This window comes from Bacillus sp. FSL R9-9530 (genome assembly GCF_038008145.1).
In the GTDB taxonomy this organism is placed as follows: Bacteria; Bacillota; Bacilli; order Bacillales; family Bacillaceae_G; genus Bacillus_A; species Bacillus_A mycoides.
This window is the reverse complement of record NZ_JBBOYO010000001.1, coordinates 700207-726106: the sequence shown is the minus strand read 5'-3', so window position 1 is coordinate 726106 and position 25900 is coordinate 700207. Positions and strand designations below refer to the sequence as shown.

Annotated in this window: 33 protein-coding genes; all 33 read right to left on the bottom strand. The window is 33.2% G+C overall.

Annotated elements, in window-relative coordinates; translation table 11 throughout:
• Position 1: 1 nt before the first annotated feature.
• Positions 2 to 2224: a hypothetical protein gene (locus MKX66_RS03570; protein WP_341085518.1), complete on the bottom strand. Its 2223-nt coding sequence runs from the start codon at positions 2222 to 2224 to the stop codon at positions 2 to 4.
• Positions 2225 to 2247: 23 nt separating this feature from the next.
• A complete protein-coding gene (locus tag MKX66_RS03565) occupies positions 2248 to 3975 on the bottom strand; it encodes a hypothetical protein (protein WP_341085516.1) in 1728 nt (575 codons plus the stop codon).
• 13 nt (positions 3976 to 3988) lie between these two features.
• Complete coding sequence (locus MKX66_RS03560) at positions 3989 to 5326, bottom strand: hypothetical protein (protein ID WP_341085514.1); 1338 nt, start codon at positions 5324 to 5326, stop codon at positions 3989 to 3991.
• 13 nt (positions 5327 to 5339) lie between these two features.
• Entirely contained in the window at positions 5340 to 5717 is a 378-nt protein-coding gene (locus MKX66_RS03555) for a Low copy number virion structural protein (protein WP_341085512.1), read from the bottom strand.
• 12 nt (positions 5718 to 5729) lie between these two features.
• Positions 5730 to 6104, bottom strand: coding sequence for a Low copy number virion structural protein (locus MKX66_RS03550; protein ID WP_341085511.1), 375 nt, complete (start codon positions 6102 to 6104; stop codon positions 5730 to 5732).
• A 44-nt stretch (positions 6105 to 6148) separates the two neighbouring features.
• Positions 6149 to 6532, bottom strand: coding sequence for a hypothetical protein (locus MKX66_RS03545; RefSeq protein ID WP_341085510.1), 384 nt, complete (start codon positions 6530 to 6532; stop codon positions 6149 to 6151).
• Positions 6533 to 6542: 10 nt separating this feature from the next.
• Positions 6543 to 8087, bottom strand: a complete 1545-nt coding sequence (locus MKX66_RS03540; protein ID WP_341085508.1) for a hypothetical protein — start codon at positions 8085 to 8087, stop codon at positions 6543 to 6545.
• Entirely contained in the window at positions 8084 to 8767 is a 684-nt protein-coding gene (locus MKX66_RS03535; RefSeq protein WP_341085506.1) for a hypothetical protein, read from the bottom strand. Before MKX66_RS03535 ends, MKX66_RS03540 begins: the two co-directional genes overlap by 4 nt.
• On the bottom strand, positions 8764 to 11148 hold the full coding sequence (locus tag MKX66_RS03530) for a phage tail protein (protein ID WP_341085504.1): 2385 nt from the start codon (positions 11146 to 11148) through the stop codon (positions 8764 to 8766). The genes MKX66_RS03535 and MKX66_RS03530 overlap by 4 nt, the downstream gene beginning before the upstream one ends.
• A gap of 30 nt (positions 11149 to 11178) precedes the next feature.
• Positions 11179 to 11583, bottom strand: a complete 405-nt coding sequence (locus MKX66_RS03525) for a hypothetical protein (RefSeq protein WP_341085503.1) — start codon at positions 11581 to 11583, stop codon at positions 11179 to 11181.
• Positions 11562 to 12059 carry a hypothetical protein gene (locus tag MKX66_RS03520; protein WP_341085501.1) on the bottom strand — a complete coding sequence of 166 codons (498 nt, stop codon included), beginning with the start codon at positions 12057 to 12059 and terminating at the stop codon, positions 11562 to 11564. Before MKX66_RS03520 ends, MKX66_RS03525 begins: the two co-directional genes overlap by 22 nt.
• A 42-nt stretch (positions 12060 to 12101) precedes the next feature.
• Complete coding sequence (locus MKX66_RS03515) at positions 12102 to 12698, bottom strand: hypothetical protein (RefSeq protein WP_000118567.1); 597 nt, start codon at positions 12696 to 12698, stop codon at positions 12102 to 12104.
• 13 nt (positions 12699 to 12711) lie between these two features.
• Positions 12712 to 13128: a hypothetical protein gene (locus MKX66_RS03510; protein WP_341085500.1), complete on the bottom strand. Its 417-nt coding sequence runs from the start codon at positions 13126 to 13128 to the stop codon at positions 12712 to 12714.
• Positions 13125 to 13541: an HK97 gp10 family phage protein gene (locus tag MKX66_RS03505; protein ID WP_341085499.1), complete on the bottom strand. Its 417-nt coding sequence runs from the start codon at positions 13539 to 13541 to the stop codon at positions 13125 to 13127. Before MKX66_RS03505 ends, MKX66_RS03510 begins: the two co-directional genes overlap by 4 nt.
• 1 nt (position 13542) lies before the next feature.
• Positions 13543 to 13869, bottom strand: coding sequence for a hypothetical protein (locus tag MKX66_RS03500; protein WP_002169536.1), 327 nt, complete (start codon positions 13867 to 13869; stop codon positions 13543 to 13545).
• 28 nt (positions 13870 to 13897) lie between these two features.
• Positions 13898 to 14431: a hypothetical protein gene (locus MKX66_RS03495; RefSeq protein ID WP_002169537.1), complete on the bottom strand. Its 534-nt coding sequence runs from the start codon at positions 14429 to 14431 to the stop codon at positions 13898 to 13900.
• A 13-nt stretch (positions 14432 to 14444) separates the two neighbouring features.
• A complete protein-coding gene (locus MKX66_RS03490) occupies positions 14445 to 14609 on the bottom strand; it encodes a YqbF domain-containing protein (RefSeq protein WP_000691127.1) in 165 nt (54 codons plus the stop codon).
• Positions 14610 to 14625: 16 nt separating this feature from the next.
• A complete protein-coding gene (locus MKX66_RS03485; protein ID WP_341085498.1) occupies positions 14626 to 15606 on the bottom strand; it encodes a phage major capsid family protein in 981 nt (326 codons plus the stop codon).
• Positions 15607 to 15626: 20 nt separating this feature from the next.
• Entirely contained in the window at positions 15627 to 16817 is a 1191-nt protein-coding gene (locus MKX66_RS03480) for an XkdF-like putative serine protease domain-containing protein (RefSeq protein ID WP_341085497.1), read from the bottom strand.
• A gap of 28 nt (positions 16818 to 16845) precedes the next feature.
• Positions 16846 to 18186, bottom strand: a complete 1341-nt coding sequence (locus MKX66_RS03475) for a phage portal protein (protein WP_341085495.1) — start codon at positions 18184 to 18186, stop codon at positions 16846 to 16848.
• A 93-nt stretch (positions 18187 to 18279) separates the two neighbouring features.
• Positions 18280 to 19527 carry a phage terminase large subunit gene (terL, locus tag MKX66_RS03470; RefSeq protein ID WP_234710407.1) on the bottom strand — a complete coding sequence of 416 codons (1248 nt, stop codon included), beginning with the start codon at positions 19525 to 19527 and terminating at the stop codon, positions 18280 to 18282.
• Between the two features lie 189 nt (positions 19528 to 19716).
• Entirely contained in the window at positions 19717 to 20208 is a 492-nt protein-coding gene (locus MKX66_RS03465) for a hypothetical protein (protein ID WP_085312003.1), read from the bottom strand.
• Between the two features lie 16 nt (positions 20209 to 20224).
• Positions 20225 to 20410, bottom strand: a complete 186-nt coding sequence (locus MKX66_RS03460; protein WP_002169544.1) for a hypothetical protein — start codon at positions 20408 to 20410, stop codon at positions 20225 to 20227.
• A 232-nt stretch (positions 20411 to 20642) separates the two neighbouring features.
• Positions 20643 to 20786 carry a hypothetical protein gene (locus MKX66_RS03455; protein WP_341085493.1) on the bottom strand — a complete coding sequence of 48 codons (144 nt, stop codon included), beginning with the start codon at positions 20784 to 20786 and terminating at the stop codon, positions 20643 to 20645.
• Between the two features lie 149 nt (positions 20787 to 20935).
• Complete coding sequence (locus MKX66_RS03450) at positions 20936 to 21436, bottom strand: sigma-70 family RNA polymerase sigma factor (RefSeq protein WP_085312005.1); 501 nt, start codon at positions 21434 to 21436, stop codon at positions 20936 to 20938.
• A gap of 270 nt (positions 21437 to 21706) precedes the next feature.
• On the bottom strand, positions 21707 to 22087 hold the full coding sequence (locus MKX66_RS03445) for an ArpU family transcriptional regulator (RefSeq protein ID WP_085312006.1): 381 nt from the start codon (positions 22085 to 22087) through the stop codon (positions 21707 to 21709).
• Positions 22088 to 22150: 63 nt separating this feature from the next.
• Positions 22151 to 22327, bottom strand: a complete 177-nt coding sequence (locus MKX66_RS03440; protein ID WP_159146872.1) for a Fur-regulated basic protein FbpA — start codon at positions 22325 to 22327, stop codon at positions 22151 to 22153.
• 4 nt (positions 22328 to 22331) lie between these two features.
• Positions 22332 to 22946: a hypothetical protein gene (locus MKX66_RS03435; RefSeq protein WP_341085492.1), complete on the bottom strand. Its 615-nt coding sequence runs from the start codon at positions 22944 to 22946 to the stop codon at positions 22332 to 22334.
• A gap of 236 nt (positions 22947 to 23182) precedes the next feature.
• Positions 23183 to 23965, bottom strand: coding sequence for an ATP-binding protein (locus tag MKX66_RS03430; protein ID WP_172805453.1), 783 nt, complete (start codon positions 23963 to 23965; stop codon positions 23183 to 23185).
• Positions 23949 to 24713, bottom strand: a complete 765-nt coding sequence (locus MKX66_RS03425) for a conserved phage C-terminal domain-containing protein (RefSeq protein WP_159146874.1) — start codon at positions 24711 to 24713, stop codon at positions 23949 to 23951. Before MKX66_RS03425 ends, MKX66_RS03430 begins: the two co-directional genes overlap by 17 nt.
• Before the next feature lie 80 nt (positions 24714 to 24793).
• On the bottom strand, positions 24794 to 25072 hold the full coding sequence (locus tag MKX66_RS03420; protein ID WP_085312010.1) for a hypothetical protein: 279 nt from the start codon (positions 25070 to 25072) through the stop codon (positions 24794 to 24796).
• Positions 25073 to 25141: 69 nt separating this feature from the next.
• Positions 25142 to 25387: a hypothetical protein gene (locus MKX66_RS03415; protein WP_341087590.1), complete on the bottom strand. Its 246-nt coding sequence runs from the start codon at positions 25385 to 25387 to the stop codon at positions 25142 to 25144.
• 196 nt (positions 25388 to 25583) lie between these two features.
• A complete protein-coding gene (locus MKX66_RS03410; protein WP_341085489.1) occupies positions 25584 to 25790 on the bottom strand; it encodes a helix-turn-helix transcriptional regulator in 207 nt (68 codons plus the stop codon).
• Between the last annotated feature and the right edge of the window lie 110 nt (positions 25791 to 25900).

The following is a 25900-nucleotide window of genomic DNA, read 5'->3' as shown; positions in this document are numbered from 1 at the left end:
CTTATCTTGTCTTCTTCCAATGAGAATTTGTCCACCATGAAGAACGGCTATGTCGTAACCATAATTTCGGTTTTTCTTTTTGAACTTTTCTATTTTCATCAACTTCAATGATTTCAGTAGGGTAAATATTATTAACAAGAAAATCATCAAATTGTATGCACTCTGTACCAATGAATTTATTAATAATAAACCTTTCACTTTCGGTAATTTCAGTATTAATTCCAAGAACTTTTTCCGATGCTTCAAATTCCTCGACTGAACTTTCTATGAAAATTCCCCTTTTAAATCGCTCGAATTCTTCTATATCAGTTGCTACACTTACATTTCTATCAAATATATCTGGTTCTTGTATTAAAAACTGCTTTGCAGGTGTGTCAGCTGCATCATAATCATTAACGATTTGTGAATCTAATTCTAATACAGGTCTTTTAAAATCTATTATTCCGGACACATCCGTCATAATATTTGGTGTGCAACGCTCCATATCAATGGTATCAACGATTTCAGAAGTTATAGTAACTTTGGAACGATCCATTATATCGGACAACACCGTCGTTGCTTGCAACTCACGTTGAACCCTTGCAAATAAATCATAATCAGGTAAATAAACAGGTAATCCCATACCATCAAATAAATCCATCTCTTCATTTTTGGCTTCTAATTCGATAATACTTCTATCTGCTGTAGAGGATTCTCCCTCTATAACATCAATTTGTTTGGTTTCTCGTATGCTCAATTCATCTGTAGTAATGTATGAATGGATATTTTGTGATTTCCTATTAAATTCCCGTGATTCAATGGACTCTGCTATTATTTCTGGTAATACTTTGTGAGCATTGGTTTCATTGTCTAGTATGGTATGGATTAGTTCTTTTTCACGAGTAGCAATATCAAATTCAATAATGTTTTCCGCAATAAGATCCCGAGTTAAAATAAAATCACCTGAAGTATCAACTACATCAATAGCAAGTTCACGGCTCTTATTATCCATCGGTTCCATTCCTTCGATAGAATTCCCGATTAATTCATTTGTAACTCGAATTGATTGTGTCTCATCTTCAATTTCACTTTCATGACATGAGTGAATTTTATTTGCGTGTTCATAAAGCACAGAGGATGCTATCACTTCATTTTGAATTCTTTTGGCATCTTCTATATCAAAGGTTTCTAGTTTTAAAGATAAGTTTTTTCGCATTGATGTTTCATAGATTACAACTGCTGCTATTGTTTCTATCTGTTCTCTTTCAGCTAATTCGAATGATATTGAACCCCCGTCAACTTGAATAATATTTCTATCTGCAGTATCAAATTTTGCATAGTCTGCTTTTAATTCTCTTTGGATTCTTGCAAATAGATCATAATCAGGTAAATAAACGGGTAGTCCCAGATCGTTAAATAGATCATATTCTTCATAAGAAGCAGCCACTTCATGAATACATCTATCCGCCATTTCTAAAGGATGTGTTGTTACCGCAGCTAACTCTTTAATTACAATCTCACCCGTGTCATTCTCAAACGTACTTGACTGCAGTTCTTTCTCTTTTCGGTCTGCTAATATACTTTCGTAGAGTTTTTCTCCATACAATACACGAGCTACTTTTACCCATTCGGGAAGTTCTTCTACTTCTGTAGCAAACTCACGAATTTTCTTATGAAGAAGCTCTTCTTCTATGACTTCATTCATTTCATATTCATCTGTAGTTCTAGACATAATAGATTTATTTACAATTGTAATTTCATGTGTATCAAATGGTTTATCTACAAGTTCTTCTTTCGCATGGTCCATATCAAAAATACGTCTACGCTGCTTCGCTGTCTCATCATCTGTAATATCTATTGCAAAGCATTTTGATTGTACGGAGTGTTCCATTTTAGAAATATCTATATTAACGTTACGGTCTATACTAAAAGCGTTTAATTTTGTCATACTTGCTTCAACTTCAATGTCCCTGGAAGCCCGGTTAATTACATCAGATAAGACACCTTTAATCCTATTTACTTTTGTTGCAAATACATCAGCAGAATCTTCTTTAACAGCCTTAAACCTTGAATTAGGCGGCATACTTACAGGAAACTCATACTCGTTTTTCCCAAAAGGATTAGTAATTGAAATTGAAATACAATAAGTCTTTCCATATGATAGACCTGGACTAACAGAAACTATGTGATTCTTTTCATTTATAAATAAAGAAGGGGCAGCAATTGAATACTTTTTCTCATTCATCTTTTGCCTTCCCCCTTTCTTGTTTAAATATCTTCTTTATAGATTGCTAGGCCAATTGGATTGAAAGGCGAAAACTTACTTGTAAATGGAGAAACCGCTGTTGTTGGCAATGTGTAGCGATATAATTGCGCCATTTGATAATTAGCTAGAATTTCACCACCAGGGAATTCCTTAAAAGTTACGGTTTTATCATCCGGATTATAGTCATAAGCCGTTTTAGGAACTTCCTTACAATCCATGAATAGATTCAATGTATCTCCTTTTGGTTTGTGCTCTAAATGGAATATCTTTTTAGTTCCATCGCCTTTACCGATCACTTCATCCGTTACAGTTTTTTCAATTTCAAGCTCGTCTGCTTGCTGAATATTTTTTGGGTGTACAGCATATACATCGTCAAGTTTCCCTACATATCCATCATTAGGGTGTACAATATAAATTTGTGATAAATGGTATTTACCACTATACATAGAAGGGTTAAATCTCCCTTGGCCACTATCGATATCGGCATTATGAGTAATAAACGCAAGGTAATGCTGCTGATACATAGATCCGGTTAATGATTGGGACAAAACAGGCGTAAGATTTCCACCGGATGTGTTTTCACCATAGTCCATATTTGCATTACCGATTTTTTTGGTAGAATTGTTGAATTCTTCCCCAGAACGGCAGCCGCCCATAATCATTAAATTCTTTTGCGGTTTATTATCAAATGTATACATTCTCCCGATGTACAATGGAACAAACAAAGCACGTACAGGGCTTGGTGTTGGATCGATTCGCATAAACATTACAATACGATCTTTATGAGCGTTACCGTACATGTAAACAACAGAATCACGTTTCCAATCCTTTGTAAATTTTTGCTCCGGTGTCAAACTTAGTACTGTGTATGGAGAAGCGTTCACAAAATTGATAGATGTAAAAATTTCAGTCAAGACACTATTTGTACTCTGTACGGTAAATTGCGTCTTAGCGGGTAGTATTTCTGTTACATCGCTACCGTTACTAGATTCTAGCAAACGTGTACCTGCAATTTTTATGTTGTCTGCACTTGCAGGAGCAATTTTGAAAATAATTGTATCGCCTGTAAATGTATAGTTGTTTGCATCTAAAATTGTTCCGTTTTTGTATACTGCAAAACGGCTTTCATCAAAATCTGGGTATGGTAATTTAAAGACTGTTTTTGTACCATTACCATTCCCTAAATCTGCATCTGAATCACTAATTTTCACTTCTTTCTCAATAAAGTACCGTGTGTAAGTAAAGAAAATAATATCATTCGTTGGTTCATATGCATCGTTAGCTAAACGATATTCCCCTGTCACTCTAGCTCCTTTTGCTACTGGTGTATTAAATTTAATAAATCCGGTTCGACCATCCACTGTATAAGTGTTTTTTTCTTGATAGATACTATTTATATAAATGGATAAAGAACTCGCAATGATTGGAGAAGTAGGAATAATGAAGTCTGTTTTTTTGCCATCTCCCACTCCAAAATCTCCTAATCGTGATTCTGTGGCTACATATCTGGAATCTGCGAAATCTGAATCCGCAGTATCGTATGCAACTGCAAAACCAAATCTTCTACGCTCCAAATCACTTCCAGTGGATTCAAATAATCGGACATCAATGAATTTGCTTGTTTCTCTCCGGATACGGAAAAATAGATCACGTTTCCAGCCGTGATCTACAAATAACTTTTCTAATTCTGTAGGAAAGGTTTGTAAATTTACAATTTTATCGAACCACATTTATATTCATCCCCTATATTGTTTTCTCGAAAATACCTAACCCTGCAGGACGATATGCAGTAGCTGGCATCTTTGTAATTGGCGAAATTGCATCTACGGTAAAGAATCTGTAGATATCATGCGTATCTGGGCATGTATTTTGTCTAACTTTTAATTTATCTCCATTTAACAACCCTAGCGGAGAAAGAAGTACAACATACGGCATATAACCACGCACCCCTTCATCTGGATGTATAATATAAGCCCTAGAAGTATGAACCCTGCCGCTATATAAAGATGGATTGAATTGATACTTATATTCGTCATTATCGTGGCTTTGCCACGCTGTAGGATATTGGCCACCATTAGCACCTTTTCGATCGGGTGGCATAATATTACTCGGTATATTCCATGCAATATAATGCGCTTGGTACCTTGCACCAAAACGAGAACGTTTAATAATTACGTTATCAATGCCGTTACCTGGCGATTTAGGGTATTGCTTTGTGCGTGGCATATAGCTCGATACATCCCTAAATGGCGTTTTACTTTCAAAATTAAAGCTATGAGAAGAGCTTTCTCCACCTTCATCGTAAGCAGTTCCAGCCCAAAGAGCATCCGCTATGGTGTCATCATTTGCATAGCTTTCTAATCGTCCCATGTATACCGGAGTTACAGGGACAGTATTATTTTCAAATGCGGGAGTTTTATCTGCTTGTATTAATAAGACAACCCTATCTTTATCAATTTGCCCTGTAATACGTACTAAAGAATCTGGCCACCAATTTGTATCAGCGTCTATATTTAGCAATTTAGGATTCCTTAAAGTCGATTTAACCCAAGGTGACATCATTAAATCTGGCTTATCTGTATATTCATAAACGGTATATGTATAAGGTCCGTTGTTGGAGTGTCCCGTTTTTTCTATAGCTTTCACCTCAGCCAATTCAACATCCATAATAGATTGAAATTCTTTATTGTCTTCTGCTCCCATAATAATTACACTATCCTCTAGATAACTTGGAAGCTTTTCAATCATATACAAATACATGCATGAACGATCTTTATATTGTGGGTTGTTTTCTAAATATGTCTTAAATTCGGTTTTTCCCTCTGGCTTAGAAAAATCAATGTTTAATTTAGACTTTGTAGTCCATTTCCAAGCTTGGACAATTCCGTATAAACCACCATCGTTATTTTTTAAAACCACATGCTTCGCAGCCCAATATTTATGTTCAGGTTCCTCTGATTTAGTAGCTTTATAAATTGTTTTATAAAAGCTACTTACTTTCTTCCATCCATTTGCAACCATGGTGTTTACTAACTCCATATGAAATTCTGCTTCTGTTACTATTTTTTCAATATATGCCATAGGTTTCACGCTCCTAATCTCTTAATAGTTGATAATTCAGCTTTACTACTTTGGATTTGCCGGTTATATTGTGGTATTCGAACTTTAAAACGGCGTTAGCCGGAATAGGCCTAATAATAGAAAAATTGAATCCTTCTGGTACGTCTTTTACATAAACACTTTTAAATATTTGTTTCCCATCGATAAATAGATTCCAATAATCACGATCACTATAACTTGATGCAGCTATAGAGAATGCAATTAACTCTGTATCGAATGGTAGTGAGAATTCATCTTTTTTTATTGAATCATCTATTCCAATTCTTCTACCTTCTATATACGGTTCCGTTTTTGTAGGGAAATAAGGAGCGTCAAATCTACCGCCCGCCATATATGTGACAGTAAAACTCATGATACCCCTCCTTTATGATAAAAAATGCAATTCAAACCATACTGTTTTATCAAGGATACCTTGATTTTTAAATGAAAATTGAACAGTACTTCCTGCTGCTAAAGATTTATAAACCATGAAGTGCATACCTTCGGGAATATCCTTGGTATATATGTTTTTACAAATCGTTTTACCATTCACGATTAAGCTCCATCTATCATCTAATTCATATATAGATGCACTTACACTTATTGCATACAGCTCCATATCTGCAGGTAAAGTATATGTAGTTTCATTTGTTTGGAACGAAAAAGAATCCATAATAAAACCAGGTATAAATGGTTCTGTTTTTGTTGGATGAAAAGGTGGATCTAATCGACCACCAGCTAAATAGGTTGTTTCAAACAAGAGTAATCACCCTTTTTCTTGTATTAAAAAATTCCCGTGCATCATTACGACACATCGGGAATTGCTAAATCAGATAGTATACCGTTACCTTTATTAAGAAGTCTCGGCTGCACACGCTCTAATTGCTTTTGTGCATTGTATATTAATTGTATCTCCATTTCTTTTCCTGTTACTTTATGAGAGACAAGAACCTTTTCTAGCATGCTGTGTGCATTAAAAGCTAAATCATAGTGTAAATATTTATCTCCATCGACTTCAGATAAACGAGCACCATCACGAATAAGTGTATATCCTTCGGTCATGCCTTCTTTAAATACGTCATTTGGATCATTACCAGGAATCGGTTTTCCACCGCTGTAAAATTCCCTATCAATTAACCCTTTCATTAAATACATAATAGGATCATATAAGTTCTTTTGCATTATCATTGAATCACCCCTAATTTACCCTCGTAACAGACCAAGTTTTTGCTGGTCGTTGGATATAATAGTGATCTTTGTTTTGATTTACCCTAGGAAATGATAAATCTGGTAACGAACCATAATCAAACAAGATATTATTTTGCGTATCCAATACTTGCAAACGTCCTGTAAGAATCCCTTTTGGGTTTCGTACTGCTTCAAATACGATAGTATTCACACCATATTCAAGTGGAATATCAACATATGTCGGATTGTTCCGGATAAAATAATTTTCTTCGATTAATTTATCATCGCAGTAAATATTTAATAAATCGCCATCCTCTACATCCCAATCCCAAAGTTTTAAACGTAATGTATCTACATTTACTGTAATACCAGTTATATCTGTATACGGAGCAGGTTCATATCCATAGTTAACAGATAAATCTAAAGTTTGATAGAATCCATCATCTGCAGATATCATGGTATTAATTCCTTTAACAAAGTAATTCCATTGTTGACCAGAATCTCTATTGTAAACAGAAACCACATCGAATAATTGAATCCTTGGATCTCCAATGACTGCTACTGTTAATGTTCTGAACTTCTGGATTGCTTTTAAATGATAAGCTGCAGCAACCGCTCGCCTTGCAAAGAACGTTGTCGCCCAAGGAACTTCTATCATTTCCTCTCGTAAATCACCCTGCGATACATTTTTTAATAGAAACGAATTAAGAAATCCGTTTGCATAATCTCCACATTTAACAACAATGCTGTTACTTATATCCTGGTCAGTTAGCTGCATATCTAAAGAGACAAGGTTTTCGCCTTCTCTAAAACTAAACTTTGCAGGTTCATTAACTGCATAGTCTGGCATTTTCATAAATGTACAACTTCCATCTGGTTCATGTTTAATGTAGTGGAATGTTGTATCTATAATATCCCGTACAATTTCATCCCACTTTTGAAACCTCTTTCCAGTTGCCCCTTCAACAATCCAACTTTCATTGGTCCCAGGAATGTTTACCCTACTTCCGTGTAATGTAACTCCTGCTTTTTTAAGGTAGAATTTCACTACATCATATACATTTCCAGTCGGTGCAACAATTTCATCTGATCCCGGCGTTGGAATTACTGATTTTTGTAGAACCTTTTTATAAGATGTTGTGCAGGTAACTGATATTGTGCCGCTTTCGGCATTCACCTTTACGTCAGATACAAAACCATGTATATACGGTAAAGCCTCTTCACCATAACCGATAGAAACCTTAAATTCAGTCTGCGGATATAGTTGGTTTGTGTTTGTTACTTCACTGTTGTAAAACCATTCTTGAATGGAAGAAAACTTACCATACCAGTTATCAGGTGCCATTTGCCCATATTCATTAGCAAAGGTAATAGAAAATGTACTTGCGAACTGATCTGCGTTCTCTTGCACTTCCAGGCTCATTACACGATGTTGTATTTGTACATAAGAAGAAGATTCTCTTTTTTTCATATAAACAATTAAATTAGGAGCATTATTCCCCACTTGGAAATAGCTCCCCAACATTCTGATTAAAGAAATAGATCCTTCTCTCACATTCCATCAACTCCAATACCTGCTTGTGACATAGATATTAATTTACACTTTGCTATTACTAGCGTTCCTTTACGTATTGCATCAACTTCATTAGGTGGAATAATACCACCATAGGTACCGTAATCACCTGTAATAATATGAGGGCGATATATTTCCCCCATGAACTCACGCCAATGGCTGATATCATTGAATAAAGTAGTAAATTCTACTTCACATCCTTTATTACCAGTACTTTGGTAACGAGGATATCCATGCATAACATTGTAATTTTTTAATCCGTTTAAGGATTTAGGCATTTTCGTTTGTTCAATCATTGCAATTGTAGGTATAGGTCCATATGCATGATAATAAACATCACGCAAATAGGCTACGTCAGAAGAACCGTAACCGCTTGTTGTAAATTCAATTGTTTGTGGCCCTGCGCCAACAAAAATTTCTCTTGCTTCCCAGGCATAAGCACCTCTTGCTCTAAATTTTTCAATACCATTTACCCGAACAATAAAGTATTTATCTGGTAACATACCATCAGAACCAATTGGAACTTGGGACATAAAAGAAAAGTTATATGTCCCAGGCCATGAAAAATTAATAGTATATTTAATTGTACTTTTTAATTCTGTAGCATCCCATAAGAGATGATATGAACCAGCTCTTCTATGCAATGTTTTTAATATACTCATACATTCCGCACCGCCATTCCCATTAGATCGTCAGCAACTACGTTTTGTAGTAATTTTCTCATTTTCACAAAATCCTCTGCGGTTTGCAATTTTTCAACAGCAACTTTGAATGTAGCATTTTGAATTGTAACACCTTTATCAGTTTTCTTTTCAACAGAAGAGTGCCCAGCAAATGGATGTGCAGCTTTTCCAATCATATCAGCAGAATGTGCCCCCATTTGTCCAATTCGGGTAGATACATCCGTTACTAGTTGCATCGGTTTCGGTGGAACAACCGCTTTATTTAACAGTCCAGAAGCCTTATCCACAGCCGGGATCATTTTTTCCATACCTACACCAAGACCTTCTGTAATATATCCGCCGTACTCCATCATTAGACGAGAAGGAGATTTTATACCAAAGAAACTTTTAACTGCTTTTGGTATTCCGTCTACAACGCCTTTAGCTTTATCAACAACCCAGCCAGCCATAGATGTCATACCTTTACCAATACCAGCAATAATATCTTTCCCCCAGCTTACAGCGTCGTTTGCTATCCCCTTAACTATAGAACCAACTTTACCGAATACATCCTTTACTGTATCAACAATACCGTCAAACGCTCCGACGATAGCTTTTTTAATTGTGGCAAAGTTACTTACTATGAAATCTTTAATAGCACCAACAACACTAAATATTGTGTTTTTTATCTTATTAAAGTTATCGACCACAAAGCTAACAAATGTCCGAACAGCGCCTATTATTGTTTCTTTAATAAAATTCCATGCGGTTACAATAATAGACTTTACGATATCCATTACAGTCGTAATTGTGTTTTTAATAAAATGAAATGCTGTAACCACAAAATTCTTTATGGACTCTAATACAGTGATAAAAATTGTTTTTATTACATTCCAAATCGTAGAAACAACCGTTTTTATTCCATTCATTACAGTCGTAATTATGCTATGAATTGTTTGAAACACACTACTTACAACTGATTTTAAGAAGTTTAATACAGTCGTAAAAATTACCTTTATTCCATTCCACACTGTAGAAATGACGGTTTTTATCCCATTCATCACAGTCGTAATTATGCTGCGAATTGCTTGAAATGCACCACTTATAAATGATTTCAAAAAGTTTAGCACCGTCGTAAAAACTGTTTTTATAATATCCCAGCCAATTTTAAAAATACTTTGCCATATTTTAATAGCAGTAGAAATATAGCTTTTAATAAATTCTAAGGCAAATTTAACAACATTTTTTATTATATTTAGCACTGTATTAAATATCGTTTTAATTAGATTCCAACCAATTTCAAATGTCTTTTTCCATATGTTGATATACACTGTAATTACAGCAGTAATTACTTTCCATGCCCCGCTAAGTATTTTATCTATAAACGATACCGCAGATTGGAATACTTTTTTTGTTCCTTCCCAAAAACTTGAGAAAAACTTTGACAAGCTATCCCATACTGACTTCGCAACTTTAACGATAGCATCCCAGCCTTTAGAACAAATATCACTGACCCATTGTACTGCCTGCTTTGTATATTTCACAATTGAATCCCAATTTTTATACAGCACATATACTAAAGCAACCATTGCAATTATCGCAAAACCCCATGGGCTTAATACTAATGAAAACATTGATTTTCCAAGACCAGTCAATATCTGTGCAAACTCACTAAAAACTTTAATAAGTTTTAAGGCATCTTTAATAATCGCCGTAATTGCACCCGGTATTTGCATTAATGTTTTAACTATATTTACAAGGCCACCAATGATTTCACTCGCCTTAGATATAAGACTAGAAACAGATTTGATTAACTCAACCGTTTGTTTCAACGATGGTATTACTATATTAGAAATCTTCACGACTTGTTGAGCGATAGGTTGAATAGTTCCAGCCAAACTCTTTGCATCTTTTTCAGTTAACCCAAGCATATCCTGTAGTTTTTTTTGAGAACCTTCCAAATCAGTAGCAAATTGTAAAGCTTTGCTATTGACTTGTTCTATAGGTTTTGTAACTTTATTTGAAATAGTGTCACCAAACGTTTGCATTTGCTTACTAATATTCCCAAGAGAATCTGCTGATTTTTGGATTTTTTCTTGCATTGTATTAGAGGCTTTTTGCACTCTCTCTTCAAACTTTTCTACACCTTTATATGCCTGATCCGCTTTGTTACCAATCTTTCCAAAAACATTGGTCGCCCCGCTACCAAATTTTTGTATTTGGCCATTTATTTGATTAAGTACTTCTGCTGGTTTTTGAAATTTTTCTTGTATGTTCTTAGAAGCCTTTTGTAAACTTTCCTCAAACTTTGCTAAATCCTTATAAGCTTCATCTGCTTTAATTCCAATTGTACCAAACAACTGGAATACTTCTGTAAACATTCACTCCCCCCTTTCTAACTAGGAAGTTTTTTATTCCTTATCGTCTTCAAACTGAAACTCTGCAATCAGCTTATTTGCATGGTCGATACATTCCTCTTTGGACCAAACTTCCATAGTCCCATTTTCTTCCCCATCCGACGTAGATTCCGTAAGTCCAAAAGCTTGCAAATAGTCATGAAAAGTTGTTCCTTCTTCTAATTGCCTTGTTTGAAATCCGATAAAGGCCATCTTTTTCCATTCATTTAATTCTTCTTGCTGCTCTTCCTGACTAATAAAAGAAAATAAGTCCATTAAACGAGAATATGGTATGGATAAGACATAATCATCTGTCCATCCATACCGTTTTTGGACTTTATCAAAAGCCCTTAGCATATTTTGCTCTGTTTCTTCTATGTATTTATCAGAGTCATTTTCTACATTTCTTGTTTGTTCCATTTGAGACTTTGAGATTTGATTAGACTCTTGACCTGATTGAAAAAAGACATTAAATCTTCACTTTCTAATAATCCTTCAATAACTGCTACCATGGCTTCTGGTGGTAACTGATCGAATTCTTCACGCTTAATCTGTAATAGACTAGAGAAAAATTCCGAAAACTCATCTTCACATTCCGGAATCATAGACAATAATTGAAAGACAAACTCTAAACCCTTTTCTTTTTTTTGTTTTTCAATTTCATTTAACTGTTCTTGTTGCTCTTCATTCATTTGGGCCAATTGGATTTTTTCATCGATTTCATTCTTTTCTTTCCCAAACTCCATAAAATCAGTCATTGCATGACGACCAACTTTAGAAATAATCTTAGTAAAACGCCAAACATCTTTTACATTTAAACGTCTCATCTTCATCTTCTGACCTGAAATTGTAATTTCTGTACTATTATGCATCATTTTTTCTAGCATTGTTGTCATATTTAATATCTCCTTTTATGACCTAAAAATAAAACCTACAACTTATTTACTTGTTGTAGGTAATTTAGGTGCTTTTTTCTTTGGTAAATAAATTTCATAAGGGGGTGTATTAGGCGAACTTTCGCTATAATGACCAATAAATTTGCATTTCAGTCCTACAGTTCCTTTACCATCTTTTAAATCAATTTCTACAGAAGAAACAACCATTGCATTTCGGATAACAAAAATAACCGGAATATCACTTCCTGAAACTACACCTACTATTGCAATATCACTATAACTTGTGTCTTTAATTTCATTGGTTGGTTTTACAATGTTATAATCGTTATCAGTCGTACTATCTACATCTACGCCTGGTAGAGCTAACTCTAAATTTTCTTTCGTAAATTCTACAAGTGTAACCTCCATATGTGGTTCATCTTTTAATAGCCATTTCCCGCGAACTAGTTTTCCTAAAACACCATCAATATCAGCATCATAGTATTCTCTAGTAAACCCCACTTTACAGCCACCTGTAGTAGCTCCTAACATCTCACCTAGGTCTTTTACACTTTTAAAACCTTTATACATTACACCCGGTCCAATAACAAAATTATCAGTTGTACCCTCACGTACACCATTAATAAGCTTCCAACTCATTTTTTTCCCCTCCTTAATATAATTCCATTCTTCCTACCCGTACAAGAAATTTAATACTAATATGAATAATTGATGGATCTTCATCCGGAACTGCAACACTGCCTGCTCGATGAATTGTAATAATACCAGAATCTCTTAACAATCCCGCTTCTCTGTCTAACAAATGTTCTATTCGCCTTGAAATTACATCCGCTTTTTCATAATCACCTTGGCCACAATATATATCAAAAGTGAGGATCATACGATCAATTACCTCTATATCATCCGGATTATTAGATTCAATTCTCATTACCACATAAGGCATTTTCATATCATTTTGTGCAGTTTGAAATGTTAGAGCGGGCTCTCCTTCATATTTCGATAGATTATTTTGCACAATTGTATCTTTCTCAATAATATTTCTAATTGTTGCAATCGCTTTTGTCGTCATTGTTCTCCTCCCAATGTCCTTTTTAATTCCCCACGCTCTTTTTCAAACGTTTTTAAGAAAAAAGGTCGGGCTTCTACAGTACTTGTACCATTTTCGACATACACCGCTCTTTTTAATTGACTTCCAATCGTTCCCACTACTTCGTTATCTGTAATATGTAAGCCATATTTAATAGAATTTTGTAATTCTCCCGTTCTAGAAGCAAATGTCTCTCCTGGTTTTGAAGCAATATATGTGCGACTTGATCGTGGAATTTTATACTTCACACCATTGTGACTACCTGATACTGTTTGTTTCATTTCTCGTTGCAGTTGATTGCAAGCACTTGTAATTCTTTCTACCATTATTTTATTAAGTTGTTCTTTAACCTGTTCTACATTACGTGTAACCATGAATTCCGATGTATTCGTCATTTTATTCCAACAACTCACAATACAATTCAATATGGTGATTTAAAAATGATGGATTTCTTGGTTCTCCTCTTACCTCAAATACATAATCATGAAAATAGATTACATCATTTGTATGGATGTTATGTTCTGCAGAAGTATAAATTTTAAAATTCGGCTCAAAATTTTGTTTATTTCTTTTTAACCTTTCATTATCTACCGCTGTGTGTGTTGTTACACGACACTTCATTCTTTCATAAACAATGACAGGCTCTTCTTTAAAATTTCCTGCCGGCTGTTTTACCTTTTGATTCCTTTTCACAGTTACTTCATGTATATATAATTCTTCCATATCTAATGTTCACAGCCTATTCTTTCATTCATAATGCTATTAAAGGGTTTCTACTTCGGTATTTTTTTAATACTTTTAAAACCTTTTTATTAACAGTTTCCTCATCTAGCGATTCAATATTTATTTCATATGAATAATCTCCGATATTTGCTGATTTTTTCATATTTTCATATTGTAGATTTGTTCGAATTACCGCATAACACGTCATATCGATGATGCATTTTTTCATTAAAGTCAAAAGCCCATCATAATCTTGTATTGTATACTCAAATTCATATAATTGATTCTCACTTAAACCATATACAGTGCAACCATCAGAAAAAACTGAATTGGTAACTTCTTCTCCAGAACCAATATGGATTACCTTGTTCAAATTTTCTGCTCGAAAAGAAAGCCAAGCCAATTTACTTGTTCTAACTTTCTCTTTCATTGGGTTACTTGGCTTACTCCTCAAATAGTTTTTAGTAATCAATTCATATTGACTAATGAGCTCCTGGATTACCGTATCGGGCATTCGTTGAACATTCACCCTGTTCTTTATGTCCTGTACAGTAATTTCCATCCTTCCACCTCTTTTACTTCTCTTTCTTTTTAACCTCTATACTATCTATTAACTTAAAATGTCCTGTACTCAGTAAATAGTTTGCTTTTTCATTTGCAACCTTTTCCTTTACTCCGTTAAAAAAAGTATAGCCATATGCAGTATATGTACCGCCTAATTTTAATTCTATAATCTTCATATGCAAATTACCTTACTTAATTCCCAAATTTATCAGGTATATTAGTAAGAATTGCTACTGCGTCCATTTCTTGAATAACTGCATCATCATCCAAATGAATTACATAGAATCGCTTATCTTCCATAACAGCAGATTTACCTTCTACAGTCTTACGAACTCGCGTGTCATACGTATTTACCGCAATAAAGTTTTTAGGATCTGCAAAAATAATTACATCATCTTGAAGAGAAGGAACTGTGACAACCTCATACCCCAACGGCTTATTAACTTGATCCCCTGCACCTAATAATGCAGCATCGCCTAAGCCAGTTGAACGAGTTGTTAAATATTCAATCCACTTCTCTCTACGAGCAGGTGACATAATCCACTTTAAACCTTCATTTTTATATTTATTAGGCATCGCCTTAGATAAATTAAAGATTGAGTCTTTACTAAACCCGGCGTTAGCTTCAGCATCTCCCGTTCCCGTCACTAATTTAAAATGATCGACAATATGAGATTTACTTGATTGTTTAATTAGTTTTAACCAGCCATCATTAATTTGAAGAAATGGGTCCTCTGAAGTTACATCCCCATTCCAATGCAGATCTTCAAGGTCAATACCTAACTGAGTTGACATTAATGTCATAACAGTATCTTCATATCCTTCACCTTCGATATTTTCTCGAAGTAGCTCCTCCGTTATCTCCCATGGTAAACGAATAGAAACTGTATCATATTCAACTTTCGACGTTTCTACACCTGCTCGATAGCCATCATCACTATTTTCCATTTTCCTACGTAAAATTCGACCACCGATTGCAATTTTATCTAATTCACCTTTTTTCGCTTTACGAATCTCTTTGCGATGCAATTGAGAAAATGGAGTTGCATCAAATACCATTCGGAAAAATTCTTTACTTTGTTCCGGATATAATAGCCCCGCTTTCATTCCTCCCGTTGTCATTGTACTCTTTTCAATTCGTTCAATACGTGCTAATAATTCTTTATTATTCATAGATTCATTTCTCCTTATCTTTATAGATCTAATCCTACCCATTTATTTACTGGTTTTCTTATCTCGTTTGTTGGTTTGGCATCGGCCCCAAGACTTTTACGAACCTGTGCTGATTGCTCAATTACTTCAAGTCTCTTTGAAATGGGATCTATTACCTTCTGAATAAATTCACTAGTCTTTTTAGATTCTCTGTCATTTCCTAATTCATTAGTATCATGAGTTGACTCAAGTTCTTTATTTAACTGTTCTTCCAACTCCTGTAACCTCTCGAGAAAAGGACCCATTTCTCTCTTTACAATGTCTTTAATTTCATCTAAATTTTGGTCTATGTTTTTTTGTAGCTTATTTTCTTTAATTTGGTTCATCAAAGAAATCATTTCATCAAATTTTTTATCATTTTTCTTATATAAGATTGTGCCCGCTTCATTTATGGAATTAATTGTAATATCTTCCGGTGAGAAATCTGTATCACCACCCTTCATTGTATTTAAAATGTCCTTCATTTCATCTAAGGTGGAAACCATACGCTTAATATCTACATTTCCCTCCCAAATCCCAACATAAAATACATCTTCAAACAAATTAAATACCTTTTGCATCTTAGAGTTATGTTTATTATTTAATGACTGATTATCCATCTCCTGAGTTTGTTCCTCATCACAATGTGACTTAAAAAAACTAAACATCTTACGAATTACACCTTTCTCATCTTGTGTAAACTCATCCATTTGTGGCATCTGCATTCTTTCTCCAACCCCTCCCATCGAAAAGCCTGTGATTTTCCCTTTTTTAATTTCTTTCCATGTTTCACTATCGTCTACTCGAACAGTCATAAGCCATGTTCCTTTTTTAATATTTTGTTTTCCAACAACCGTATTATTTTTAGTAATCCAGCTTTCTACTACTGTTCCTTTTCCTGCCAACTCGTCATGGTTTTTATCTATGTATCTATATTTCTCTAAAAAATTATAAGCCGCTCTTTCAATTTCTTCAGCCGTCATGATATCACCATGTGCATCTTCTATATTAGGTTCATAAACAACCCCTGTTACAAGTTGTTTTTCATCTTCCCTCTTTAAAATAGGAACATTTTTCAAAACATTAGAGCCATTCATGTTCATACCCTTCATAATTGCAAATGGCCTACCATTGGCCCCTTTTGTTACTAATGAAACATAATTAATTTCTACATTTTTCAATTCATTTGGCATAATATATTCCTACTTTCTAGCAAGACTACTAAATCGAATTTGAATCTTCATTTAAAAATTTATCTCCTTCTAGAACTGGTTCGTATCCAATGACTTTTCGGCATTCATTTCTTGTTAATATACTCTTGTCGTATCCATCTATTGCATATTGCATATCACTCGCTCGATCATCCGTATCAATTTCATTTAATTGAAACTGCCAGTCCAATTCCCCTAATGTTCCTGTAAACTCTTTAAATAATTGTGTATTTAATCGATGTTCTAAAATTTGTTGACCTGGTTCAATAATTGATCGTTTATACATTTCATTCATTTCTTTTGCTGTCGTCTGCCCAAGTGATCCTGTCATAGCCCAACCAATCCTATATGGTGGCACCCGATGAGCTATACAAATTTCCATGGCATTATCTTGACGATATAAACGAAAGCTCGCTTCTTTGACATCTGGCCCTAATTTCTCTAAGCGAGCTTTTGCTCCTTCAGGAACAGGAACAACTGCTAACTTATGATGTTCTCCTTTTGTTTCGACAGAGAAAAAAGTTTTTAATTCTCTTTCAACTGAATCATCTATTTCATCAACACCCTCAACAAACAAAACAGCATCTGGAATTGTTTTACCAGTAAAATAATTAATATTGTAATCTCTTACAGCTTGTGATCCTACAATGGAACCAATTGAACTCACATAATCCGGAATACCATAGTATGATGATTTAGAACCAAATTTACGAATTACAATAACTTCACCAGCTTTTTCTTCAGTGTCTAATAACGAGTTTTCATCTAAGCTATCACTAATCATTTCTCCATCTATCAACCTAAAATCATATGGATAACTAAATCTTTTAAACCATCTCTCCTCATTATTTACAATCTGTGCAAATCGAATCTTATCTTTGTGCGCACGTACCGTATGTGCTGGAATATGATGAAGCTGCGCTGGTTCTCCTCTCAAATTACGAACAACTTCTATAATTCCCCAACCTACAGTTTCATAATCCTCCCAAACTGCCCTAAGTATTTCGCTACTTGTCATTTCATTGTTGCAATATCTCATAAAACGCTTTAATTCTTTATATTGTTCTTGATTTGCCTCTGTCACTTCATCTAGCGGTGCAAAGTCAAATCCTATACCAGCAATATCATTTACTTTTGCACTAATACATGCCGAGTGAATAGGGTTACTTTCTCTCAAATTTAATAATACTTGCATATCATATGGAGGCTTTACTAGTTCTTTATCACCGTACACTTGTGCAAATGGATCAATTGTCATTTGTTTACTTTGCAGTTCCTCATTCCGTAAATTCATCTCACGATTTTGTAATTTAAGTACTTTCACATTCTTAATTGCTTTCTTCTCAGCCATAAAACCTACGCCCCCTTTCATATACAAATCATTTATTCAATGTATTTCATAAAAACTTTACCAATACAAAAAAGCTGAACAATACACGTTCAGCTAAACTCTTTTTATTTTTCCACCCATTATTTTTTTTTGCTTAGTAAAAAAGTATTCTAAGGCTTGTGACGTTGTATCTACTTGATCATTATGCTTACCAGATGGGAAAGACGCTAATTCATCTATATAATCATATACCCAGGATTGTATTTTAGGATTAGGTATATATACATTCCCAGATTGAAATTCAGGGGATATCGCCTCAGCACGTGTTTCTTTTGAACCCTGTGGGTTTATAGGAATAATTCCACTTATTTCATTCTTCAATGAACTAATAATAGCTGGACCATTTGCTTTTTTTTCAACTAATTTCGGAATGGACTTTTTAAACCCAGAATTCCGAAGAATTGACTCATATTTATTATGAAAAACAACAAATGCTTTCTTTGTTTCTAGGAAATTCATTTGCGCCCTCACTTGATCAATTAAATATTTGTCTCCATCTATTTTTCCCCAAATCTGCCCAACCACAAATGAACTTTTATTTGTAGTGTTATCAAAAGCCATATCCCAGGAAGTAATAATTTGATCAAATTGTTCCCAATTTGGTAATACATCATAATATTGAAACCAGTGCCTTTTGAAAATATTCCCTATATCACTTGATGGTTTTTGTTGCCATAAAGATAACCATGAGCGTGCAGAGGAAAACTTCTTTTTATCTTCATAATAATTTTGGCCATAGTGTTCAACCCATAAGCCTCTTCCTATTTCTCTGTTCAATGGATCATCCCTTGACTCTGCTATAGCAGGAATTGATAACACAGTCCATTTCTCCTGTTCTTTCTCTAACAATCTACCAGCTAAATCGTCCTCATGCCATCGCGTCAAAATTAGAATTACCTTTGCACCTTTTTGTAAACGTGTAGATAAAGTGTCTTCCCATTCATCCCATAGTCTATTTCGGTATGTAATTGATTCGGCCTCTTGGCGATTTTTAATAGGGTCATCAATAATTAATAAATCTGCTCCTTCCCCTGTAATTGAACCACCAACTCCTACAGACAACATTCCACCGGAGTGGTTATGTAGTGCCCAATCTGTTACTGAACCTTGTCGCTCATCAATTCTTATGTTAAATATTTCTTTACCAAACTCTTCAATCTTAGCACGATTTCTTCTACCAAACTTTTCAGCTAAACTTGATGCATAAGATACCTCTATAACTCTCTTATTTGGATAATTTCCTAAATACCAACTTGGCAATGTTTCTGTTATAGACTGTGATTTTGAATGTCTCGGTGGCATAAACACCATTAATCTATTAGTCGATAATTTCTCTTCAATTAAATCTTGGCAAATCTTTGTTATTAATTTTGTGTGCTTTGCATGTTTATAGAATCCCTTATGTGTATACTGAACATAAAAAGGGGTAGTTCAATTTTGCCAATCCCTTAAATGTATTTTCATCTATTAATTTATGCACATTCATCCATGTCATGATTGTAATTCTCCTCCTTGAACTTTTTCAAATAATTTCATAGCTAAATCAAGCATTTCCTCATCACACCCAATTTTCATGGCCATTTTATTATGCTCTACTTTCATTTCTCCTGAATGATTTACGTTTGCCTGCAATTGATCTTTCCTTCCCCATTTAGTTGGGAATTTTCTTTCTAATCTCCATGCTGCCGCTTTCCAATTAGATTTTGCATGCTCCCCGATTGTCTCAACGTCTCTCGCTTCACTAAATGCTAATGCCTGATCAATTTCCATGACTAACTTCACATAAATCTTATCTTTTCTCGGTACTACTTCACCTGTCTTTTCACTCGTTTCAATTGCTCTACGACCTTGTTTTAACCAAACATAAACTATACTTCTACTAATTCCAACTAACGCGCATGCCGTTTCAATATAATTCCCTATTTTAATATATTGGGTTAACCTATTTATCAGCTCGTCATTCAATTTCATTGGTCGTGCCACTAGAATCCCTCCCGTTTTAACTCATCATTTGTACTTCTTTTTCTAAACACTCAATACATATTGTTGTTATATTGTCGTCAACTACCTCACGAATTAACATTTGTTCAAAATACTGAATTGTGATTGGAAATTTCAAAACCCACAAACATTTTTCAAGGCAAATTGAACATATTGGCATTGTATCTATATCTTGTTCTAACATCTAATCGCATCCTTCTGTAGTTTTTCATGTACTACTGCCTATTTTGTAGTAAATAAAAAGATGCCGTCATTTTTAAAATTTCTCATTTAATTTATATATATTCTGCGAGTTACTCATTCTTTTTGCTAGTATCCATTCTTCATTTTTATATTTCATTTAAACTTATTTTATTACTATCTATTTATAGGTGGCACTATGGTGACAAGAATGTGTTTGTAAATAAGAAAAAGCCTTAACTACTTTCGCAGAAAAGGCGTTTTCTTACTTGTTTAGCAATTTTTATTTCAGATCTATATAGAATCGTTTTAATTGTACTTTTTGAAACATTTAAATATTTAGCATTTTTCTCTTGTGTAATGCCTCTTCCTCTTGACATGATTAATTTATAGATATTCTGCGAGTTACTCATTCTTTTTGCTAGTATCCATTCTTCATTTTTTATATTTCATTTGAACTTATTTTATTACTATCTATATATAGGTGGCACTATGGTGACAAGAATGTGTTTGTAAATAAGAAAAAGCCTTAACTACTTTCGCAGAAAAGACTTTCTCTTACTTGTTTAGCAATTTTTATTTCAGATCTATATAGAATCGTTTTAATTGTACTTCTTGAAACATTCAAATATTTAGCAATTTTCTCTTGTGTAATGCCTCTTCCTCTTGACATGATATATATTTCTCTTTCATATTTTGTCAAAGTAGAGAGCGCATCTTCTAGTTTTATTCTTTCCCATTCTGAAATGATACTTTCCTTGTTTTCATCATCCCATTCATATGTTGTATCAGTACTACGAAAATACCTTTGCATTAACAAGGAATCATATGATTTTTCTCGTTGGTAAGCAGCTCTACGTTCTATTCCCCGACGATTACCCGGCATCTTTGCATTTTTCATCCACTCCAAAGCATATGTGACATCACTAATCATACTCGTTAATATTTTAATTTCTTCTTCTTTTGCACTTATTTTGGCACGCTCTAACTTACATAAAGTTTCCTTATATTGGATAATTAAATCTCGCATATACTATTCCCACCCTTATAACAAAGCAAAATTGTTAAAAATAGAGACCATCTAAATCTACATTTAATTTCCATTTATTTTTTCTCACCAAAAAACTAAAATTATTAAAAAACTCTTGCTTAATACTATTTATCTTTGCTACTTTGTACTTATATGATATACGTATATAACGATTCGTTTTTATCTCTTTTTCATCATTTTTTTACATAAAAATAACCACCTGCTTGTTTACACAGGTGGTTATAATCCAAATTAAAAGCTTATTCATTATTAGTAATCTTTACACTCCTCAACCTCAATCCCTAATGCATATGCATAGTTGTAAAAAGCAGTATTTCTTTTTCTATAATAATCTCCCTCGGATAAATTCAACTCTTTCATAATCTCATATCTATTAACTCGATTTTTTAACAAATATATTTGAATAATTATTCTATCACTTTCAATATCTAGCTTTTCTAACCCTTTGTTCATCGCAATAATATAATTGATCCGCTCTTCTTTCGCATTTTCTTTTAATATTTTTTCTTTCGAGAGTATTGTTTCGTTAAGATAATTACACTTCATAAATAATCTGTATTTTTTTATAGCTTTCAGTACATTTTCTTTTGTAGCTTCTTTATTTAATACTGGTAATTCTATATTTAACATGTTAAGCCCCTTTCTTATCATTTATCCTTAATCATAATTTAAATTTCATATATTAATTTGCTATTAAGGCTTACATTCTTTATGTATTATTTCATACGTTGTATTGCTAACATTTATTTTCTTATCATTATGATTTTTGATTAATTTTATTAACTCATCACTATTTAATTCGTACAATTGTTTATCCTTATATTTGTAAATTCCATTTTCAATAAGTTGATTAATTAAAAATAACTTCATCTTGCTACACTACCATATCTTCAACGAAAAATTGAATCTTAATATCTTTTGAATTATAATAAGAAATTTCTCCCCCATTAATCGGAACACATCCTACTACAATTTGAGATTCACTTCCACTTTTTACAATAGCCACTTTATACAATTTATTATCTCTTTCAACTACATCACCAAGTCTAAACTCATCTATTTTACGCCCTTTAATAGCGAATAATTTTGCCCGTTCAAATAATAATTTTTCACTTTTTTCAGCTTTCCTAATTTTTAATTTCGTACGCCTTTCAAAATGACCATAATTATTAGAGAACTCCTCTCCATTAATCCAGAACCAACTACCATGCTTTATTTCTTTTTCGTTTTCTTTACAATATTCAGCGATGAATTTTTCATTTTTTTCATTTTCAATATACAATAGTTCTCCTTTTCGAATAGTTTCTCTACAATCTATAAATTCATTCTCAAAAAAGAAATTAATTTGTTGATAACTTTCTTTTTTACCTAAATAATCAGCAATCACTCTTTCCGCTTCTATTTTCCAGCACATCGGTGTCTCTTGTACTGTTGTAATCCAATTTGTTTTCATTCGTTTAATTGCTTCAAATCCTTTATATGTTCTCATTTTCAAGATGCCTCCATTTAATTATTTAAAACATATTAAATAAACTTAAAAACTGCTTTCAATGTACATACGTGGAATTTCTGATCAAATGCTCTTTCCATTCCTCATATTCTTACTTAACTTCCGAATCACTTCACTTACTCGCTAATTAAAAGAACTAATTCATACAGTACAAATTTCTTGAACAATATGTTTTCATCTACATCTATATTTCCTACACAATATATATTCTTTTCTTAAAAAGGTAATTTTCTCTTACGCTTATCTCTTGTTTTTTTAAATTCTATGTGTCGATATGTATTAAACATACGAGATGTAACTCTTTCATCGTACGCTTTTATAATTGCCTCACCTGTTAAATTCGTTGTGATAATTGTTTTTTTCCCTTGTCGTCCATCAAATAGTTTAAATAACACACGATTTACAAATGCTGTTGCTTTTAAATCATTTATTTCCATATCCCCTAGCTCTGCTCCTAGATCATCAATGACTAATAAATCCATAGAAATTAGCATATTTGTTATGCTATGCTCTGTTTCACAAGATTGCGTATTAAATGTCGAACGTATGAAATCAAAGAGTTCTGAACTTGTAACATACATAACTTTATCCGAACTTTGTTCATTCATTTCATGCGCTATAGAGTATGCAATATGACTTTTTCCAGCTCCAACTTTACCCACGAGAATCAAATTAAATCGAATATCATTTAAATAGTCTGTAAGAGCCTTTTTAGCTAAAATTAAATTGTTTTCATCCTCTTCACACTCTGATATAAATGTCGAAAATCTAGCTAATTTAACAGTTTCATCTTTAATAAGACTATGATCGTAAAATATACTTTTACGTTTTCTTTCCTCTTTTTCATAACGAAAAACATTCATTTCTTTTTCTAACCTTCTATTTTCTTCTTCTAAACGACATACTGGACAAATCGTTTCACCCTGAATCTCCATCAATCTTACCATTCGCTTCCTCTCCTGCTTACATATTAGACATGTATCAGAAAGGAAGTTCATTCTCTTCGAAAGACTTTGTACTATATCTGTTACCTTTGTTAAAGCCATTTGATTTCACCATCTTTCTCTGCTGCAAATATCCCTCAAATTTAGTTCCAAATAAGGTTTCTGGTCTTAAATATTTTGCCTGTTCTGTATAAAGCCATTCTTTCGCCTTCGTCTCAATAACTTCTTTAAATTCATTTATATTAAATCCCTCTTGTAGTCTGGATTTAATTAACATTTGTGTCTTTCTAGTTGAAATACGATAACTTGTATTACATACACTGTTGAGATAATTAATTATCTCTACTATATCTTTTTGAGTGGTATTCTCTGAGTTAATCTTTTGTGTAGTCTCTGGTATTGGTTGAGACATATTATCATTTTCCATCATGACAATATGTTCTTTTCGTTGAGACAATTTGTCACAATCGTTATCTATTTCTAATTCAACTAGTCTGTTATAATTTATTGAATACCATTTTGTTTTATCAAACTTTAATTTGTTATAGTTACCACTTATCAATAAATTAAACTCTTCTAGATTTTTAACAATACGTTTCAACGTTCTTTCATTCCAAAATGGAAATTGTTTATGCCAATTTGTAATGCTATTATAGACCCAATAACGATCATCATAATAATGTTTCGAGCGCTTGAGCCAATAATGTATTTGTTGAAGAAAAATTGCCTCGTTCAACCCAATCTTACTTGCTAATCGAGGTAATACTAATAGTGGCTCATCCTGTATTAGCAAACTACTCATTTGATCTTCCTCCAGAACTTTTTCTTTAAGATCTATATATTAAATTTCTTATATATTAAAGGTTTTATTCTCCAAAACCTTTAAATTTCCCAACCTATTAATACTTTTATAGCTTGATTAGCTTGCTTCCTTGTAAGATCACTCAGTGATTGAATTTTAAGTTTTTCTTTTAATTTATTTTTGATTTCCTCTTTTGATATTACTCCATCATATTTCAATGCTATTATATGAACCTTGGCATAGATCATTTTTAACTGTTTATTCGAAAGTTTTTCTGATTCAAAACAACTAGTATTACTAAATTCTTCATTTATACTCTTGCTGACATATCCTTGTTTTTTTGTCACTTTAAAAACCATGATTAATCCGCCTCCCTACAATAGACTTTCCTATAAGGTTTGTTTTTTAAGACGATAGTCTTTCTTTTCTTACATCTCATTCTCTGTTAGCCAATTTAATAAAAATGCCTTCTTTTCTTTAGCCGGAAAATACCATTTCCCGCCCACTTTAAATTTTTGAAAACGCTGATCAAAAAATAATTCTTTTTGAATAGTAGTCCACGACATGCACGTTCTTTTTTTTAATTCGCTTGTATCCCAAAATACAAATTCTGCATCCACTTCTTTAAATTTTTCTAAATATAATCTTCTGATCGCTCTTTCATTTATTTGAATATTTCAGCATTCTATACTTCACCTCAATTTTTATATTCCAAATACACTTTAGCGTTTCATTTTATGAATCTCTTTCCTTTTTCTCTAAGTACAAATCAATATATAAAGCATATTTAATAGTAAGATTATTAGATATTTATTTTAAAATAACCCCCAAAAACATCCTATAATCCAAACATAAATACGTGCATTTTTGTCACAAATTATTTAAAAAAAGATCAGGGAATAGCTCTTCTATAGATTTCTCTAAATAGCACGATAACATATGTGCCTCTTTCAGAGTGAATTCACTTTTATTATGTTCTTTTGCCCAATATGTACGTGGAGAAACATTAAGAAAATCAGCAACTTCTTCAATAGTTTTTCTCCTTAATTTTCTTTCTAAAAATATCATCTTGTGCATTTTTGTCACCTCTTTTCAAATTCAAATATAGTACTACGTGACAAAACAGTCAAGAATTTTTTTACCAAATAACGAAGAAAGTTGCATTTTTGTCACACCAATTATATAAT

Excerpts from the sequence above, each read along its gene's own strand:
- MKX66_RS03485 (WP_341085498.1), bottom strand. The coding sequence starts at position 15,606 with ATGAATAATAAAGAATTATTAGCACGTATTGAACGAATTGAAAAGAGT.
- MKX66_RS03480 (WP_341085497.1), bottom strand. The coding sequence starts at position 16,817 with ATGCCAAATGAATTGAAAAATGTAGAAATTAATTATGTTTCATTAGTA.
- terL (WP_234710407.1), bottom strand. The coding sequence starts at position 19,527 with ATGCCACCGAGACATTCAAAATCACAGTCTATAACAGAAACATTGCCA.
- MKX66_RS03425 (WP_159146874.1), bottom strand. The coding sequence starts at position 24,713 with ATGAGTAGTTTGCTAATACAGGATGAGCCACTATTAGTATTACCTCGA.
- MKX66_RS03525 (WP_341085503.1), bottom strand. The coding sequence starts at position 11,583 with ATGGAACAAACAAGAAATGTAGAAAATGACTCTGATAAATACATAGAA.
- MKX66_RS03490 (WP_000691127.1), bottom strand. The coding sequence starts at position 14,609 with ATGAAGATTATAGAATTAAAATTAGGCGGTACATATACTGCATATGGC.
- MKX66_RS03475 (WP_341085495.1), bottom strand. The coding sequence starts at position 18,186 with ATGGCTGAGAAGAAAGCAATTAAGAATGTGAAAGTACTTAAATTACAA.
- MKX66_RS03535 (WP_341085506.1), bottom strand. The coding sequence starts at position 8,767 with ATGAGTATATTAAAAACATTGCATAGAAGAGCTGGTTCATATCATCTC.
- MKX66_RS03410 (WP_341085489.1), bottom strand. The coding sequence starts at position 25,790 with ATGCACAAGATGATATTTTTAGAAAGAAAATTAAGGAGAAAAACTATT.
- MKX66_RS03440 (WP_159146872.1), bottom strand. The coding sequence starts at position 22,327 with ATGAAGTTATTTTTAATTAATCAACTTATTGAAAATGGAATTTACAAA.
- MKX66_RS03450 (WP_085312005.1), bottom strand. The coding sequence starts at position 21,436 with ATGCGAGATTTAATTATCCAATATAAGGAAACTTTATGTAAGTTAGAG.
- MKX66_RS03435 (WP_341085492.1), bottom strand. The coding sequence starts at position 22,946 with ATGAGAACATATAAAGGATTTGAAGCAATTAAACGAATGAAAACAAAT.
- MKX66_RS03510 (WP_341085500.1), bottom strand. The coding sequence starts at position 13,128 with ATGACGACAAAAGCGATTGCAACAATTAGAAATATTATTGAGAAAGAT.
- MKX66_RS03495 (WP_002169537.1), bottom strand. The coding sequence starts at position 14,431 with ATGGAAATTACTGTACAGGACATAAAGAACAGGGTGAATGTTCAACGA.
- MKX66_RS03515 (WP_000118567.1), bottom strand. The coding sequence starts at position 12,698 with ATGAGTTGGAAGCTTATTAATGGTGTACGTGAGGGTACAACTGATAAT.
- MKX66_RS03560 (WP_341085514.1), bottom strand. The coding sequence starts at position 5,326 with ATGGCATATATTGAAAAAATAGTAACAGAAGCAGAATTTCATATGGAG.
- MKX66_RS03570 (WP_341085518.1), bottom strand. The coding sequence starts at position 2,224 with ATGAATGAGAAAAAGTATTCAATTGCTGCCCCTTCTTTATTTATAAAT.
- MKX66_RS03555 (WP_341085512.1), bottom strand. The coding sequence starts at position 5,717 with ATGAGTTTTACTGTCACATATATGGCGGGCGGTAGATTTGACGCTCCT.
- MKX66_RS03455 (WP_341085493.1), bottom strand. The coding sequence starts at position 20,786 with ATGTCAAGAGGAAGAGGCATTACACAAGAGAAAAATGCTAAATATTTA.
- MKX66_RS03520 (WP_341085501.1), bottom strand. The coding sequence starts at position 12,059 with ATGACAACAATGCTAGAAAAAATGATGCATAATAGTACAGAAATTACA.
- MKX66_RS03460 (WP_002169544.1), bottom strand. The coding sequence starts at position 20,410 with ATGTTAGAACAAGATATAGATACAATGCCAATATGTTCAATTTGCCTT.
- MKX66_RS03565 (WP_341085516.1), bottom strand. The coding sequence starts at position 3,975 with ATGTGGTTCGATAAAATTGTAAATTTACAAACCTTTCCTACAGAATTA.
- MKX66_RS03500 (WP_002169536.1), bottom strand. The coding sequence starts at position 13,869 with ATGGAAGAATTATATATACATGAAGTAACTGTGAAAAGGAATCAAAAG.
- MKX66_RS03420 (WP_085312010.1), bottom strand. The coding sequence starts at position 25,072 with ATGGTTTTTAAAGTGACAAAAAAACAAGGATATGTCAGCAAGAGTATA.
- MKX66_RS03545 (WP_341085510.1), bottom strand. The coding sequence starts at position 6,532 with ATGATAATGCAAAAGAACTTATATGATCCTATTATGTATTTAATGAAA.
- MKX66_RS03530 (WP_341085504.1), bottom strand. The coding sequence starts at position 11,148 with ATGTTTACAGAAGTATTCCAGTTGTTTGGTACAATTGGAATTAAAGCA.
- MKX66_RS03445 (WP_085312006.1), bottom strand. The coding sequence starts at position 22,087 with ATGTTAAATATAGAATTACCAGTATTAAATAAAGAAGCTACAAAAGAA.
- MKX66_RS03430 (WP_172805453.1), bottom strand. The coding sequence starts at position 23,965 with ATGAACTTCCTTTCTGATACATGTCTAATATGTAAGCAGGAGAGGAAG.
- MKX66_RS03505 (WP_341085499.1), bottom strand. The coding sequence starts at position 13,541 with ATGACGAATACATCGGAATTCATGGTTACACGTAATGTAGAACAGGTT.